Genomic DNA, 16,980 nt, shown 5'->3' on the forward strand with positions numbered 1-16,980 from the left:
TACAAAAGTAACAAAAACAACGTAACATTTGCTACTTTTGTAACTCACAAACTGAGATATTAATGAAAACTTACTACTTACCTGATTCTTCTTTCATTGCTTCATTAATAGCATCGCTAAGCTCTTTTTGTGCCTTTCCGTAAGCTTCCCAGTTTCCGGCTCGCATAGCAGAATCAGAATCTTTTAACGCTTGAGCTGCACGTTTAAGCGCTTCTTTAGCTTTTTTGCTCATAGAATTAGATTTTTCTGAATTCTTAGACTCATTTTCCTTAGAGACACCTTCTTTAGAAGTGCCTTCCTTAGAGCTACCTTCTTTAGAATCAGCATCCTTAGATTCATTACTTTCAGCAGCATTGTTTGAAGAAGAATTATTAGAAGCATCTCCAGCCAAAGCACCTGAGTTTCCGCCAAATACTTGATTAAGTGCTTCATCTAATGTATCTGCAAATCCAACTTGATCTCCAAAAGCAACTAACACCTTCTTAAGCAAAGGATAGCTAGTAGAACCGCTAGATTGCACATAAACAGGCTCTACATAAACCAGTCCTCCACCAAGAGGCAATGTAATCAAATTGCCACGTTTAACTTTAGTAGAACCAGATTCAAGCAAATTCAATTCTTTAGAAACATTTGCATTAGCATTGAAATTATTCTGAGCTTGGCCAGGTCCTGGAACATTAGATATCTTAGGTAATTCTTGCAAACGAATCTTACCGTAATTTGAACCAATCTTTCCAGGAGTATCCCCCGCATCTGAATCAACAGACAAGAAACCAGTCAATATTTCACGCGTACTTTTACCAGCTGGAATATAAGTAGAAACAAGCGAAAATACTGGTTTCTTTGCGTCTCCAGTTTGCAAAGTCAAATAGTATGGAGGTTGCAAAATATCTTCTTTTTGTGCTTTTTGAGATTCAGTTGGATCAACAGGAATCTGCCAGAAGTCTTCTCCAGAGAAGAATTGGCTTGCTGTATCGACGTGATACTTTGCTAATAAGTGACGTTGGACTTTAAACAAGCTTTCTGGGTAACGCAAATGCTTCATCAAATCACCAGAAATCTTAGAAATATCGTGATAGTGACCTGGGAAAATTGATCTCCAAGCCTTGATTACAGGGTCTTTCGTATCCCACACATACAAATCAACAGAACCATCATAAGCGTCAACTGTAGCTTTCACAGAATTACGGATGTAATTTGCTCGCTGATTAGTCAATCCTTTAATAGAATGAGAAGTTGTTGTTGTGGAATCTTGAGTTACCTTACCAAAATCAGTCATCTGAGAATAAGGGTAAGAATCAGAAGTAGTATAGCCATCAACAATCCACTTAACGCGACCATCTACTACTGCAGGATAAACTCGACCATCCAAAGTTAAGTAAGGAGCAACCTTAGACACGCGTGTCTTAGGATCACGATCATACAAAATTTGAGATTCAGAAGTCACACGATCAGAGAAAAGAATCTGATCAGATCCAAACCTAATTGCATGCAAAAGTTTAGAGAAGAAATTGCCTAAACTTGGACCACCATTGCCATTAAAAGTAGTTAATGCACCTTGAGAACCAGTCGGATAATCAAACTCCCATGGAGCTGTACCTTTTGGAGATCCAACGATAGAATACTCAGGAGCATTCGGAGAGAAGTAAATACGTGGTTCATACTTTTGTGACTTAGTAAGTTTGCCTTGAGCAGGAATACCGTACTCCATGAATTGCGGCTGACCATCTGTAGTTACTTTATTTCCGTAGGCTGCAACAATTCCGTAGCCATGCGTATAAACTGTATGATCATTAACCCAGTTTCGATTATCGTTGCCAGCTAAATCGAGTTCACGTGCAGCGATAACTGTATCTTGACTTACACCGTCAATATCGTATTTATCAACTGAAAGCGTATCTGCGAAAGTGTAGTATTGCTTCGATTGCTGCAATTGGCGGAAAGTTGGAGACGTAACTTGTGGATCTAACAAACGAATTTGCGCAGTTGACTCTGCTTCTTTTGATAATGCACCTGATTTACCTTTAGAAGTAGCGTTATACGATTCTTTCTTTACATTATTTAGCCCATAAGCAAACTTTGTAGCATCGATATTACGCTGAATATAAGTAGCTTCCAATTCTTGAGCATTAGGAGCAACTTTAAATCGCTGCACAAGTGCCGGCCAGGCAAAAGATATAACAATTGAGCAAACAATCATAAAAGCTAAAGCAATAGTCGGAGTTTTCCAAGCTTTTACAGCAGTTTTAAAACGAACTGAAATTGGTGCTTCTACAGATAAAGCGTGAGATTTCATAAACCAAAATGCAATAACAGACCCAGCTAACACTGTGATTACTGCCATTGCTATGCTTCCAGGAACACCAGCATTCATGTCAGTGTACGAACCGCCTGTAATTCTAGGGCCATCAAGCGTTACTAAAGCGAACATATCTAAAATCTGTTGAAGTGCCCACGTCAAAATCACAAGCATAAACCATATAGAGATTTGTCTACGTGCTCGTTTTGTAATGCTTAATATGCCTTTACCGTCGATAGGCATACTAAAACGAATTGCTCCCATAAGAAGATGCGTAATAATAGAGAAAACAAAGGATATTACCAATAAGAGCACAAATGCACTTATAAATAACCTTAATCCTGGTAGTACGAATACATAGAACCCATTGTCAATTCCAAATTGCGGATCTTTAATGCCAAAAGGTTGAGCGTTAAACATTAACAAAATTTGCGCCCAATGATTGTAGAATTTAAATCCAAATACCGCGCCTACAATCAATGAAAAAATTCCTGCAACATGCAAAGCAAGCTTTGAACTAATTCCCTGCTTTAAATCAATAACATTGCCTTTAATTCGAATATAAGTTCCATCTGCATTGCTTGGACGCGCTTTTATTGCTAAAGCTGCAGACAAGTATCCAAAAGCAGACATTAATATTGCATAAAGCACCCAAACGCCTACTTTTGCTGCAAGTTGAATCCAAATAACACTTTCAAAGCCAAGCTGTGAATACCACATGCAATCAGTTATGAACCTTGCGAGAGCAAATATTGCAGCTATAGCAAGCACAACGATTAACAATAATATTGCAAGAATCCACTGCCACTTTTTTGCAATATTAGTAAATTTTGCAAAATTTAAATCAATTTTCATATGAGAATTTCTTTCGTTCTTAAGTTTATTGTTGTTATCTTTCTCATCATCATTAAGAATATACGCTTGCACATTTTCGTTATTTTTATCGCTTGTAGCACTTTTGCTACTCTTGCTATTCTTGCCTCTCTTGCTATTCTTATTATTTTTAGCCATATACGCACCAGCGGCAGCCCATATAATGCCAATAACTATTTCTATGATGACTTTCAACATAAGGTTAATGATACTATACTAATTATTTCCAATCTACATATTATGTAATCAGAACTAATTACAAAAAGCGCGCCCGCAAATTAATGCAAGCGCGCTTATAGAAATAAGATTTTGCGATTAGGAAATCAAACTGTATTGTTAAGCAATATCTGGATCGTCTTTAGCAATCGTGCCAGTAAGCTTTCCAATAGCCTTCAATAAGTGGTATACAACCAGCACCACAACGGTTCCGATTGCAATTCCGTTGAACTGAATGCCAGAAAGTGCAAAATTGAAGTTAGCAATGCCAATAATCATAACGATTGCAGCAATCATAATATTCACTGGCTTATCGAAGTTCACTTTGTTTTCAACCCAAATTCTTATGCCGATCATACCAATCATGCCGTAAAGCAAAGTAGTTACGCCACCGAGAACACCAGCTGGAATTGAGTTTACAACAGCACCAAACTTTGGGCAGAGGCTCAAGATGAATGCGAAGAATGCAGCACACCAATAAGCTGCAGTAGAATAAACTTTCGTTGCAGCCATAACGCCAATATTTTCACCGTACGTAGTAGTACCGCAACCGCCGAACAAACCAGCAATAGCTGTACCAAAACCGTCTGCGAATAATGCAGTTCCAATCTTAGAGTCATAGTCGCGGCCGGTCATTTGAGCTACAGACTTTACGTGACCAACATTTTCTGCAATAAGAACAAGCACTACTGGCAAGAACATAAGTAGAACAGAGAAATCAACTTGTGGAGTGTGGAATTTAGGGAAACCAATCCAAGAAGCTTCTTCAATCTTTTTAAAATCGACTTGACCTTGGAAGCACGCGTAAGCATAACCAACAAGAACACCTAAAAGAATATTCAAACGACCAAGAAGACCTCGGAAAACTACAGCAATAAGCATTACAGCAACTAGTGTTACAAGTGCCGTATCTGGAGCTTTTTGGAAGTTGCCCCAAACGGCTGGACCTAAGTTAAAACCAATAATTGCAACGATTGCACCGTTTACAACAGGCGGCATAATAATGTCAATCCACTTAGCTCCTGCAAAATGCACAATCACACCGATAAGAGCAAGAAGCAAACCTGTGCACATAATTCCAAAGCTTGCAACAGCAATACCTTTATGAGCTGTTGTTACAGCTGTAACAGGTGCTATAAGACCAAAAGAGCTTCCCAGGTAACTAGGAAGCTTATTTGCGTTAATAAGTAAGAACAGTGCTGTAGAAATAGCAGTGAACATCAATGTTGTTGATGGATCAAAGCCCGTAAGAATAGGTACCAAGAAGGTAGCACCGAACATTGCAATAACATGCTGAGCGCCAATTCCAGCAGTACGAGTCCAAGTTAAACGCTCGTCTGGCTCTACAACTTCACCAGGCTTTAACGTTTTGCCATTACCGTGAAGCTGCCACGTGAATAATGAATTCATTTCTTCTCCTTGCAAAAACAAGCTATGAAAAATGTTATGTAAACAAGTGTCGCTAAAAAACAAGCACTCATTGAGCGCTGGGATGGCAGCTTCTGGGAGGTCTCCATTGCACCACCGACCCATATGCCAAATGGACATTCTAATGTTGCAAAACGCAAGTGTCGAGAATAAGAAAAAAATTACAGTTTTGTTTTTTATTTTTGTTGAAATATCAAGCAAAATCGGTGTGTCGAAAACGCAGCAAACACCACTAATCATTACTCATAAAAGTTTATAAACATAAACTTTTGTTTACATATTAAATCTGCTTATTACAATCTTAATTTTGCAAAATATTTTGGATGTAAGCTTTTAACACAATTGCATGATTTATACGAGGATCTTTCGCGCCATATAAAAACGTTACTTTTTTACTTTTTCTACATATATCTACGATTTGGTTTACACAATCTTGATTCTCGTCTAACTCTTCAACATAACGATTAGAAAATTCTTCGAAACGCTCAGACTTATGCCCAAACCATTTTCTCAAATCACTTGATGGAGCAATGTCTTTACACCACAAATCAAGATTTGCCTTTTCTTTACTTATGCCTCTAGGCCACAATCTATCTACTAATACTCGCAAGCCATCATGTTCATCAAATGATTCATAAATGCGTTTAATTTGAATATTAATATTGCACATAATTACCTCTTTAACACATACAATGATTACACAATTATGATTTTTTTCAACAAGATTTAATTAAGAACAATCAGAATGGAACCAATACAAAACTACGATAGATTTTTATCGAATATGTTTTATTATGTGATTTTTATGTCGGAGTGTCGCGTTTATTTGCAGCAAAATTATATAAAATTTGCTTAATTTTTTAATTTATGTTCGTTTTTGTCCGATTATGGGAGAATACTTGGCTAAATGGTTAATTTCTTTGATACATGGAAAAAGAAAATCTGCACCATCGATATGGCTCTTATTGCTGTATTGACACTTCTAGCTTCCTTTATTGGTAGCTGGCTTAAGAAGTACCCAGGTTTCCAATTACTTGGTGCTCTTATTATTGCGTTGCTTGTTGGCATGGCTCTGCAGCTGCCATTGCACGCATACAAAATGAATAATGATTCAAGACGAGCAGGCGTTAAAAGCGCTGCCGGTTTGATTGCAAACAAACTTCTTCGTCTTGGTATTATTCTCCTCGGCTTTAATCTGAATTTGCATGATTTGTTTACCAAGGGCATTAAATGCTTGCCTATTGCAGCTGTCTTAGTTGCAATAATGGTTTTCGTAACATACAGCATTGCCAAACTTCTAAAAGTAAATCCTCAACTTGCAATGCTTACAGCAGGCGGCACAAGTATTTGTGGCGCCGCTGCAGTCATGGGTCTTTCTGGCTCGATGCCAGTTCTTCCAGAAGAGGAAGATGAGAAAGAGCAGAACGAAGTTATGGCTGTTGCAACAGTTGCAATTATGGGCACTATTTACGCTCTTGCTGAAATCTTCATCCTACCTAACTTTGGCATGACAAAGCAGCAGCGTGGCATTACAGCAGGTGCATCACTTCACGAAATCGCACATGCTGTTGCAGCTGGCGGAGCATTCGATAGTATCGATGTTGCAACAATAATGAAGCTCTCGCGAGTTCTTATGCTCGTTCCAGCTTCCATCTTTATTGCAATTTGGTGGAATGCTCGTCATAGCAAAGTTGAAAATGGCGGAAAGCATAAGATTAGCTTCCCATGGTTTATGCTTGGCTTTATTGCAGCATCTGTTATTGGAACTTACGTGCCTTTCATAACAGCACACACAACAACTCTTGTAGCAGCAGGATACGTTTTCCTTGGCATGGCAATGGCCGCTCTTGGAATTAACGTAAACTTCCGAGCTATTTTTAAGCAAGGTCGCGCAGCATTCGCAGCAAGCTTCCTAGCGTCTATCGTGTTAGTTGCTTTAGCTTATGCAGCTGCAGTACTGTTCTTCTAAATAAAACATTACAGAATAGTTTTGCTTAATAAATGAGGGTCTTCGTTTGAAGATCCTCATTTTATATTCTCGATAATTTATTTTCGTGTATTCTTGAAAAATCTATCCAATATGCACAGCCGTTCCATCAGGAATATTTTTATAAAACCATTTGGCATCCGCAACGCTTAAACGCACACAACCATGCGATGCAGGCTTTCCAAGCTTCATGCCTTCTAACGGAATATATTCTCCAAAATTATAATTCGTCGGCACAGAATGGAATAAATATTGCGATCCAATAAAAGCAACCCAGTAATCCGCTCCAACTTTTTCATCTTGATTAAAGAAATGATCACCACGACCATTAATTTGATAATTACCATGAGGAGTCGAGTCTTTTATTCCAGAACTCATAACCATTGAATACACAGTTTTCCCATGAGCAATAATATAAACACGCTGTTTTTTCAAATTTACATTCACATGCAAATCAGAAACATTTATTCCTGTAAGATTAGGATATGCTCCACCAGTAGGATATTTCCAAAAATTAGGTTTAACTAAAGACTTATTTTTTAGATAATTTTTGCAATATTTTTTAATAAAAGATTTATCATTACCGTTCAGTTTGCTTATTTTGCAATCAATTTTTTTGCGCTCACTCAAATTAATTTTTTTTAACTGAGCACTATGCCTTAAAGAAGCAGAAACAACATTAGAAGTTTCAAGACCAACAAAGCAGAAGAACGGAATCAATAATGCAGCCAATAAAGCTGACGCAACACAACGAGCAAAATTAGAGCTACGCTTCCACCATTTGCAAAATCTTGCAACAATGCGAACACACTTGCGTATATCGCTCACAAAGTTACGAATAAATTGCATAACATCTCCATTGTAAAAGCAAAAACGTTGCTCCCTCTAGTTTAACAGCAAACTGAGGAGAGCAACGCTTAAACAAAAAATAAATCTTTTATTTATTATGATATTAAAATCACTCGTAACATAAAAATCATAAATTTTTTTGAACGAACATGAAAATAATCATACATTAAATTTGAATTCGACAATATCACCGTCTTGCATCACATAGTCGCGACCTTCAAGACGAAGCTTTCCTTCTTCCTTAATTTTTGCCATAGAACCGTCAGCAGCAACAAAATCATCATAAGATACGATTTCTGCTTTAATAAATCCACGCTCAAAATCAGTGTGAATTACGCCAGCAGCTTGTGGAGCAGTCCAACCTTTATGAATCTGCCAAGCGTGTACTTCCTTAACACCAGCAGTCAAATAAGTTTGAAGACCCAAAATATCGAATCCTACGCGTGCAAGCTGATCCAAACCAGATTCCTTCAAACCAGCATCTTCAAGCATTTCACGAGCATCTGCTTCGTCGAGCTCAGTAAGTTCGGACTCAAACTGAGCATTAAGGAATATTGCTTTAGCAGGTGCCACAGATGCAGAAAGTTTAGACTTCAAATCTTCATCAGCTAACTCCGAATCATCCACGTTAAACACGTAAATAAATGGCTTAGCAGTAAGCAAGTGCAAATCGTACACATCGTTTTTATCAATAAGCTTTTCGTTATGCGCTTGGTCAATCGTTTTACCAGAAGCAAGAATTTCCTTAGCTTTATTTACTGCATCAACATATTCCTGCGTAACTTTCTTACCGCGCAAATCCTTTTCCAACTTTGGAAGAGCATTGTCAATAGTTTGCATATCGGCAAGAATTAGCTCAGTGTTAATCGTGTCAATATCGTCAGCAGGATCTACTTTGCCGTTAACATGCACAATATCATCGTCATTAAACGCACGCACAACTTCGCAAATAGCGTCTGCTTCGCGAATATTAGCAAGGAACTTATTGCCCAAGCCTTCACCCTCGGAAGCACCCTTAACAATGCCTGCAATATCAACAAAAGTAACTGTTGCTGGAACAATCTTTTCAGTATTAACCAACTTTGCGAGCACTGGAAGACGATGATCCGGAAGCGGAACAATACCAGTATTAGGCTCAATAGTTGCAAACGGATAATTCTCCGCCAAAACGTTGTTGCGGGTTAAAGCATTAAACATAGTGGATTTACCAACGTTTGGCAATCCAACAATTCCAATAGTTAAAGACATATTCACCTAGTTTAGACCAGCGTCGGGAAAGCCGACACAACTTGATTATATTTACTATTTATTTTCAATAGCATCAACTGCAGCAATAACATCTCCCCTAAATCCGCGAGATTCTAGCTGCGCAACGCCACGAATAGTTGTTCCTCCAGGAGAGCACACTGCATCTTTCATAATCCCTGGATGAGTACGCTCGTTCATATATAACGCACCTACTCCTTCAATCATTTTTGCAGCTAAGCGGTAAGCGCAATCACGTTGCAAACCATATTTCACGCCAGCATCACCCAATGCTTCAATATACATTGCTGTAAAAGCTGGAGCGCAGCTAGAAATACACATTGCAATATTCATATGATCACTAGTCACTCGCTCTACCAAAGAAATTGGCTCAAATAAAGCATTAAACATTGAAAGTTGACTATCGCTAAGCGTATGAGTAGTTTCAGCTAAAGTCACACCTTGACCTACAGAAATAGGAGTATTAGGAATAATGCACTGAACATGAGCATTCTTGCCAAGCAGTTCCATGTAACGCTCAAGCGTCCAACCAGCTGCAACGGAAATAACAGCAATATCTCGTTCATTAATAATTTCACAAACTGGCTTAAGTACTTCAGCAACCTGATACGGCTTTACAGCAATAATAATCACATCACTTGCTTCACACACTTCTTGAGCAGTACGCATAGCACGAGCGCCAATTAGCGAAGTATTATGCTCGAGTTTTTCAAAATTATGCGCGCAAGCAACAATATTTTCACCTTGCAATACGCCTGCATTCAGCGCACCTTTAGCAATTGCTTGTGCCATATTGCCATAACCTATAAAACCAACAGTTCCAGATACGCAAGTACCCATACATGACCCCCTTTAGCGCATTGATAAAACAGTAGCGCACTCATTACTAAGCAAACAGATGTATAGCATAGCAAAGAGTGCACTATAATCATTGCGCATATTAAAATTATTACCTTTATATATGGCTTATCTCTTATAAATTCCCTCTAAATCGCCACGATTCAGCGCCTCATCAAAAAGATGACGGAAAACAACGTCTCCATGTAAGCCGTCATGCTCAAACTCGTTCGTCGTCCAATAGTGGGAGTTGGCAATACGAGAAAGAGTGTCAAGCTGAAGACCAGAATCAACATACATGTCATCAAAATACACTGCTGATTGCAATGGAACTTCGTTATTAGCAAGCTGATCTTGATCGTAAATCTTGCCAAACTGCTTATCTTTCATCAAGCAGTCAACTGCTGGAAGGAATGGTTGCAAAGCCTTCTCTTGATCATACATCCAAGGGAACATTGCTTCGCCAGTGAAAAGAAGAGGACGAGCAGAACCAGAAAACTCTGGCATAGTTTCTCTAACCTGTTGAGCAGCCCACAAAATTGGGTGTTCCAATTCGCCATCAGCATAAATAAATTCTTGCAGTGGCCAATAAAGTGGACTAGAAGCAGTAGAATCCATTACGCCGTACACAAATTCGTCACTTAAGCTACCTGCAGAAGCTCCTCCGCCGTGCTTAAATGCTTTCAAGGAACCATCACCATCTGCAAATGCAGAGTCAATTAACCAATGCACTCGTTCAAAACTTGGTTTCATTCCAAATGAAGAACCCAACATTTGGAATCGCTCAACCGTAAGCTTCTCGCCATTTGGAAGCACAACATCACCCTGCGCAATACGATCTGCAATAGCAGCAGCACGAGCGACATCCTGCGGATAGCGCTCATAGAATTGCTCAGTTTTACGCGCCATACGAGGAAAAGTATGCTCATAGACTTCACGCGCATTTGCTGGAACGTGAGGAATACCTCCTGTTGTAAAACTTGCAATTAATCCTTGAGGGAATAGCGACAGATATGTAAGAGTCAAGAAGCCACCATAGCTTTGACCAAGTGAAACCCACGGCTTAGCATCAAATTCAGTAAGTCGCAAATGTTCAAAATCGCGAATAATAGAGTCAGCCAAGAAACGCTTTAAATACCATGCTTGACGCTCAACACTTACGCCATCATCTGCCATACGCTTCATAGTTGAAGCATCCACTCTTGAAGAACGCCCAACACCACGCTGATCTGGCAAGACTACACGAAAATGCTTAATAGCTTCTTGAATCCAACCATCACTAGAAGGCGAAAGTGGTCGCGGACACTGCCCACCAGGTCCTCCTTGCAAGAACACAAGCAACGGCAAATCGTCATGCACATGCTCAGGAGCACAAACTACTCTGCAAAACAATCTAATTGTTTCACCTTTAATAGCACCACCCGGAGTGTTGCCTTCCCAATCAAGCGGCACGTCAATCGCGCGTTCTTCAACATGCAATCCCGGAACATAGTAGCTTGTGAGTAATGCCATCTTGCCATCCCTTTCTTTATTCGTGCTACATCGCAACTATTAATTACACACTCTATTTATAAATCATACTCAAGTTTGATTGTTCTATAAAGTACTATGCACTAGCCTAGTAATTATGAAAGTACCTAATATGTTTCAAAGTGTTATACAGCGCTTACGAAAAGAGCTCACATTAAACGACATATTATGGGGTATTATTCCACTTATTCTTTTTATACTTTCAAGCAATCGCTACGTTATAAGCAACGTTGATGGCTTTTTGACACAAAGTTCTCTAATTACAGTAACGCTTATCAATATTGTTATTGCATTACTACTTTCATTACGAAAACTATGGCCTGAACAATCGGCTACTATTTTTATTGTTATTTGCATTGTGCAAGTAATATTTGGCCCTACTCAACTTTTCGCTGATTTCTTTGGTTTCGTGCTACTTGTTAATGCTATTGCGCGCGGAAATCCGGAGCATTCAAAAGCTTTTGTTATTGCAGCTTACGTAACAACCGTATTATCTTGCGCAGTAATATCGTGGAATATTGTAATGGGGTCAATATATGGCATCAATCATTCAAAAGCTAGTTATACTTGTAGTGTACAAAATATAAATAGTAGTAGCATAAAAAATTGCGTTTCAAATATACTTAATTTTGCAATTCCTTCAATAATTTTTGCGATTATTATTACTACTATTACGGTTATTATTGGCTACTGGCAGCGCACTCACGTGCATACTATTCAACTTTTGCAAGATCACAATAATGCTATTCGCGCGTACCGCCGAAAAGCTCAACACATTGCTGTTACTGCAGAGCGCGCAAGAATTGCAAGAGATATGCACGATATTGTTGCCCACACGCTTTCTATTATTATTGTTCAAGCAGATGGTGGTCGTTATGCCGCAACCAAAGATATTTCGCTCGCTAAAAAGACAATGCATATTATTAAAAACGAAGCCGAGCGCGCCGTTCACGACATGCGCCGACTTCTAGAAGCTTTAACAGACGCTCCATCGTGTCAATTGGATTTCAACCACATACCTTCGCTTATTGAGCAAGCAAAGATTGCATCTCCTAAAAATATTTTTTGGCATACTGTTGATGGCATAAATTCTCAAAATAGGCTTAACACGGACGCACAAACCGTTGCATACCGCGTTGTTCAGGAATCTCTTACTAATATTCGAAAGCACGCAGGCGAATGCGTTAAAGTAAACATTCATGAAGAGTGGAACAACCAGGGTTTAATATTAAAAATTACAAATGAAATACACAAAATCGAAGATAGCAAAGCACAAAATAGCAATGCGCAACATAAAAACGGTTATGGCTTAATTGGTATGAAAGAGCGACTTGAAAATCTTCACGGAACGCTTGATTATGGAAAACTCAATGATGGAACGTTTAGTATTGTTGCTTTTATTCCATATTCCTACAGCACAGACCAATCAAACACTACTGCTTCTGTATTAAATAGTATTCCTAACGTTACTTATAAGAATACAAAAGTTAATAATCAATCGGCGGCGCAAACAAAACCGGCAAATGTGAAACCAGCAGATGTAAACGTTCCAACCTCATCAAAAGTTTTGCCAAAAGTTTTACCAGAAACAAATGCTTCACAAAATAGGATTGAGAAAGTATCTCAATGGTTTGAACAACATTGGCTTATTGGAGATATTATTTATGCATCACCTTGGGTTGTTATGATGCTTTTTATACCAACTTACGATTTTACTGTTGGAACTGGAATGACTTCACAATATTCAAGCTCGCTTTCATCACAAATACTTTATAAAGTATTTACTCTTACAACCATGATCCCATTCATGTTTCGCAGAAAAGCTCCAACCGCATGCGCAATTGTTGCAGCAGTATTTTCTGCAATACAGCTTATATTCCTGCCTGATATTTTATTCGCTAATTTTTTCATACCGAACATTATTTACGCTGCGGTTCTCTACGGTAAAAAACGCGCATGGCAATGGGTTAGCGCAGTAGTGCTTGCCGAATCTGCTATTTTCGCAGTAAAAATTGGTATTGCTACAAGAAATATTCCACAAACTGAAACTCCAATACGATTCTTTACATCAAATATTGTCACAACCAATTTTTATGACATTATGCAAATGGCGTCCGTTGGATTAGTTTTTGGTTTCATAGTTGCAATAATTTGTTTTACAGTTATTGCGTTTGCTTATTCCCGAAGAAATGATGACAATAATTTGCTGCTTCTAAAAGCGCGTAGAACGGAGCTTGAACAAGAGCAAAAACAGCTAGAAGTACTTGCAGCGAACGCAGAAAGACAGCGTCTTAGCTCAAATATTCAGCAAAAAGTTGCTATTACATTGCATAAAGTAATTGATGCCGCAAATAGTGGAATCGACATGCTTAATAAATACGAAAAAACAAATAGCAATGCAGAAAATCGAAAGTCATCAGAACCAAAGCAATCACAGGAACAAAGTGAAGAAATTAGTAAAGCTTTTAAAAATATTGGAAATGAAGGTCGTTCAGCACTAAAATATTTGCGAAAATTGCTTGGGATTTTGCGAGAAACGGGCTCAAGCGTTAATTTGGCAAATAATGGTGCAAATGTAACTGAGATTGCTATTCGCCCTGCTCCTTCGCTTGATGAGCAAATTCAACACAACGCATTAAATAAGCAAGAGTAAGTTGATACTATGGAAAATATGGAAAACAATGGAGTAATTCGCGTCGCAATAGCAGACGATCAGGAGCTTGTTCGTGCAGGATTTGCTATGGTAATTAATTCGCAACAAGATATGCAAGTTGTTGCGCAAGCTTCAAATGGCAATGAGATTGCAGAAGTTGCACTTAAAGAGCATCCAGACATTATTCTTATGGACGTGCGCATGCCTAAAATGGATGGCTTGGAAGCAACTCGCAAAATTTTGCAAGAAGATACTAATAGCAACACGCACATTATTATTTTAACGACTTTTGATTTAGACGAATATGTTATGGCTGCAATTCATGCGGGCGCTTCCGGGTTCCTTTTGAAAGATACTGAACCAGAAACTTTGCTTAATTCCATACGAACTGTGTATCAAGGAAACGCAATTATTGCTCCGACCGCTACTAAACGTTTGATTGAAAATATGATTCAGCAAGGCAAAGTAGCAGCAAATATTACAGCAAACAGCGTTGCGAGTTACGCTGCACAAGCAAATTCGGCTGCACCAGCAACGCAAAGATGCTCGTACGAAAATTCTGCTATTCCAGAGCTTACCGATAGAGAACGCGAAGTTCTTGTTGAAATTGCTCACGGACTTTCAAATCAGGAAATTGCTGACAAACTATTTATTAGCTTGCCAACAGTTAAAACTCATGTTGCGCATATTTTAGGAAAAATCGATGCTAGAGACCGCGTTCAAGCTGTAGTTTTTGCTTACGAAAATGGCTTAGTTAAGCCGTAAAATATACCTAAATATATAAAAATGCGGCTATTTATGCATAGACACAAATAGCCGCAAATTTAGCTTGTCAACGTACCTAGTAGCTTTTTAATTTATGCTTTCGGTAGGCGACGGTGACGCATAACAGTCACGCCGGCAGCAGCAGCTCCAGAAATAGTTAGCGCACCCAAAACACCCAACATTATAGTGCTAAGCATATTGCCAGAAGACTTGTTCTCGGCTGTAGCACTAGCTTGAGCAGTTGGCTTTTCGCTTACTGTATCCGAAATCTTTTCGTCAACTTCTTCAACATCACCCTTGTTATCTTCAGGCTTCTTAGAGTTTTCTTCTGAAACCTGAGATTCAGTTGACTTATCTGCTTGCGAAGTATTGTTCGACTGAGCCACAGCAGCTGTAGCATGAGCAGCAGCATTAGCAGCAGCTGGAGCCTGAGATGCGGCTGCAGAAGAAACCTTTTTAGCTGCTTCAGCAACTGGAGTTACTGCCTTCTGAGTATTTGCAACAGTAGGATTTGTTGCAGGTGCTGAAGACACTGAAGGTGCCGAAGGAGCTACAGAAACAGCAGGAGCTGAATTATCTTCAACTTGAACTGCTGGAACCGCAGGGGTTGCAGGAGCAACAGAAGCAGGTGGCATAGCTGGTGCTTTAACAGACGGAGCTGGGATCTTAGCTTCAGGTACTGCAGGAACTGGAGCAGCTACTTTCGGAACAGATGCTACTGGAGGTGCAGGTACTGGAGCAACATGCTCTTTAGATTCAGAATCAGAAGGTGCTGGAACACTAGGAGCAGTCTGTTTTTCAGATTCTTTTGCCTCATTATTACCAGCAGAACTGCTACCATTTTGCTGATTCTTTTGAGCTTTTTCCTGTTCCAATTGAGCTTTGAGAGTAGCAACTTTAACTTTAGCTTCCTGAAGATTCTTTTCTGCGTTCTTCAAAGAATCTTCAGCATCCTTCTTTAGTCTACTATTCCTAGTTCTTTCATCGGACTGATTGTTTTTAAATGTTTTAGCTCCCTCAATGCCAGTATTTAATGATTCAATTTTTTCGTTTAATTTCTCTTTGTTGTCAACTGACTTATAGTTCTCAATAATATTACCAAGAAGCTTTATTTCAGACTCTGCTTTCTTTACTTCAGAATCTTTACTGTTAGAAACTTCGAGCTTATTGGCTACATCTTTTTTAGACTTATCAATTTGATCTTTAATTTTTTGAAGATCTTCACTTGCTTTTTCAAATTCTTGCTGCGCTGTTTTGAAAAGAGATTCTAATTCTTTCACAGTTTTTTCTTTAGCAGCAACAGATTTCTTATTTTCTTCAACTTTATTGCTAAGTGCAACTTGATCATTAGAAATATTTTTAAACTGCTCCGCTAGAGAATAAATTTTACCTGCATCGTTTGGATCAGCTTTTTCTAACGCAGAATCTAATTCAGCGATTTTTGTATCATACTCTTTAACTTGAGCAGAATCACTTGCAATAGATTCCTTAAGAGAATCTACTTCTTTGTGAAGATTTGAAATCTGCGATTCATACTGCTTTATGCTAGATGCAGCTCTTTCTTTTGTTTGACTTTTTTCTTCTTCGTCATTTTGCAAACCATCAAGAGCTAATTTTGCATTATCATATTGCTTTTTTAAAAGTTCGTATGCTTCTTTTAATCCGGTAAGATCGCTCTCTTTTTCTCTTTTGGATTTTTCAAATTCCGCAACCTTTGCTTTTGCAGCTTCGGAATCCATTCTCAATGCATTTTGAGCTTCTGAAAGTTCTTTTTCCTTATCATTTGCAATGTTTTCGAATGTTTTTTCAGTCTCAGAAATTTTATTTAAAAGATCGTCAAATTCTACAACTTTTTTCTTATACGCTTCAATTTGATCTTCTAATTGCTGAACTTGCTCTTCAGCTTTTTCAATTGCTTCTTCAGTAGACGCTTTAACAGTCGCCTCTGTTTGAGCTGGTACATTCTGTACTTCTTCAGCAGCATCTTGCGCCCACGCTGGCATTGGGCTTTGCATTAACAATAAGATTCCTGCAATTGCTGCGGCAGATTTTTTCTTGACCGTTACCATATTTTCTACTCCTTGCTCGTAGCGGCCTTCATGTCTAACTTATGTCAGCAGTCATTCTTGAGCATAACAAAGGAATAAATACATTTTCAACGCCATTTATTCGGAATATTTCCGATATAACTTGTCATAATGAATAATAATCGTATTATTTTTGAATATTACTAATAAAAAATGCTCTTTTTTTGCATAATATTATGCTAGCCTCATA

The 16,980-nt window shown here is 38.6% G+C and carries 11 protein-coding genes; 3 read left to right on the top strand and 8 right to left on the bottom strand.

Annotated elements, in window-relative coordinates; all coding sequences use genetic code 11:
• Positions 1–73: 73 nt before the first annotated feature.
• From AC1EK3_RS02250 to AC1EK3_RS02260, 3 genes are all read right to left on the bottom strand, one after another.
• Positions 74–3,370 carry a UPF0182 family membrane protein gene (locus AC1EK3_RS02250; protein WP_480033394.1) on the bottom strand — a complete coding sequence of 1,099 codons (3,297 nt, stop codon included), beginning with the start codon at positions 3,368–3,370 and terminating at the stop codon, positions 74–76.
• A gap of 138 nt (positions 3,371–3,508) precedes the next feature.
• Positions 3,509–4,798 carry a uracil-xanthine permease family protein gene (locus AC1EK3_RS02255; RefSeq protein ID WP_480033393.1) on the bottom strand — a complete coding sequence of 430 codons (1,290 nt, stop codon included), beginning with the start codon at positions 4,796–4,798 and terminating at the stop codon, positions 3,509–3,511.
• A 319-nt stretch (positions 4,799–5,117) separates the two neighbouring features.
• On the bottom strand, positions 5,118–5,486 hold the full coding sequence (locus AC1EK3_RS02260) for a DUF488 domain-containing protein (RefSeq protein WP_480033392.1): 369 nt from the start codon (positions 5,484–5,486) through the stop codon (positions 5,118–5,120).
• 237 nt (positions 5,487–5,723) lie between these two features.
• Here AC1EK3_RS02260 and AC1EK3_RS02265 point away from each other — a divergent pair, with 237 nt between their 5' ends.
• The gene (locus tag AC1EK3_RS02265; protein WP_480033391.1) at positions 5,724–6,785 is read left to right on the top strand and encodes a YeiH family protein; all 1,062 of its coding nucleotides are present in this window, start codon (positions 5,724–5,726) and stop codon (positions 6,783–6,785) included.
• A gap of 102 nt (positions 6,786–6,887) precedes the next feature.
• Here the strand turns inward: AC1EK3_RS02265 and AC1EK3_RS02270 are convergent, their stop codons facing one another.
• From AC1EK3_RS02270 to AC1EK3_RS02285, 4 genes are all read right to left on the bottom strand, one after another.
• Positions 6,888–7,652 (bottom strand): L,D-transpeptidase, encoded by a 765-nt coding sequence (locus tag AC1EK3_RS02270; RefSeq protein ID WP_480033390.1) that lies wholly within the window; start codon positions 7,650–7,652, stop codon positions 6,888–6,890.
• Between the two features lie 159 nt (positions 7,653–7,811).
• Positions 7,812–8,900, bottom strand: coding sequence for a redox-regulated ATPase YchF (gene ychF, locus AC1EK3_RS02275; RefSeq protein WP_119527675.1), 1,089 nt, complete (start codon positions 8,898–8,900; stop codon positions 7,812–7,814).
• A 54-nt stretch (positions 8,901–8,954) separates the two neighbouring features.
• Positions 8,955–9,758: a pyrroline-5-carboxylate reductase gene (proC, locus tag AC1EK3_RS02280; RefSeq protein ID WP_480033389.1), complete on the bottom strand. Its 804-nt coding sequence runs from the start codon at positions 9,756–9,758 to the stop codon at positions 8,955–8,957.
• A gap of 126 nt (positions 9,759–9,884) precedes the next feature.
• Positions 9,885–11,267: an alpha/beta fold hydrolase gene (locus AC1EK3_RS02285; protein ID WP_480033388.1), complete on the bottom strand. Its 1,383-nt coding sequence runs from the start codon at positions 11,265–11,267 to the stop codon at positions 9,885–9,887.
• 115 nt (positions 11,268–11,382) lie between these two features.
• On the opposite strand from AC1EK3_RS02285, the gene AC1EK3_RS02290 reads away from it, so the two are divergent.
• Positions 11,383–13,938, top strand: a complete 2,556-nt coding sequence (locus AC1EK3_RS02290; protein ID WP_480033387.1) for a sensor histidine kinase — start codon at positions 11,383–11,385, stop codon at positions 13,936–13,938.
• 9 nt (positions 13,939–13,947) lie between these two features.
• Positions 13,948–14,703 (top strand): response regulator, encoded by a 756-nt coding sequence (locus tag AC1EK3_RS02295; protein WP_480033386.1) that lies wholly within the window; start codon positions 13,948–13,950, stop codon positions 14,701–14,703.
• A 92-nt stretch (positions 14,704–14,795) separates the two neighbouring features.
• Here AC1EK3_RS02295 and AC1EK3_RS02300 read toward each other — a convergent pair whose 3' ends face one another.
• A complete protein-coding gene (locus AC1EK3_RS02300; RefSeq protein WP_480033385.1) occupies positions 14,796–16,772 on the bottom strand; it encodes a chromosome partitioning protein ParA in 1,977 nt (658 codons plus the stop codon).
• Between the last annotated feature and the right edge of the window lie 208 nt (positions 16,773–16,980).

The organism is Gardnerella sp. C0026F2 (assembly GCF_056590715.1).

Excerpts from the sequence above, each read along its gene's own strand:
- AC1EK3_RS02250 (WP_480033394.1), bottom strand. The coding sequence starts at position 3,370 with ATGTTGAAAGTCATCATAGAAATAGTTATTGGCATTATATGGGCTGCC.
- AC1EK3_RS02255 (WP_480033393.1), bottom strand. The coding sequence starts at position 4,798 with ATGAATTCATTATTCACGTGGCAGCTTCACGGTAATGGCAAAACGTTA.
- AC1EK3_RS02260 (WP_480033392.1), bottom strand. The coding sequence starts at position 5,486 with ATGTGCAATATTAATATTCAAATTAAACGCATTTATGAATCATTTGAT.
- AC1EK3_RS02265 (WP_480033391.1), top strand. The coding sequence starts at position 5,724 with ATGGTTAATTTCTTTGATACATGGAAAAAGAAAATCTGCACCATCGAT.
- AC1EK3_RS02270 (WP_480033390.1), bottom strand. The coding sequence starts at position 7,652 with ATGCAATTTATTCGTAACTTTGTGAGCGATATACGCAAGTGTGTTCGC.
- ychF (WP_119527675.1), bottom strand. The coding sequence starts at position 8,900 with ATGTCTTTAACTATTGGAATTGTTGGATTGCCAAACGTTGGTAAATCC.
- proC (WP_480033389.1), bottom strand. The coding sequence starts at position 9,758 with ATGGGTACTTGCGTATCTGGAACTGTTGGTTTTATAGGTTATGGCAAT.
- AC1EK3_RS02285 (WP_480033388.1), bottom strand. The coding sequence starts at position 11,267 with ATGGCATTACTCACAAGCTACTATGTTCCGGGATTGCATGTTGAAGAA.
- AC1EK3_RS02290 (WP_480033387.1), top strand. The coding sequence starts at position 11,383 with ATGAAAGTACCTAATATGTTTCAAAGTGTTATACAGCGCTTACGAAAA.
- AC1EK3_RS02295 (WP_480033386.1), top strand. The coding sequence starts at position 13,948 with ATGGAAAATATGGAAAACAATGGAGTAATTCGCGTCGCAATAGCAGAC.
- AC1EK3_RS02300 (WP_480033385.1), bottom strand. The coding sequence starts at position 16,772 with ATGGTAACGGTCAAGAAAAAATCTGCCGCAGCAATTGCAGGAATCTTA.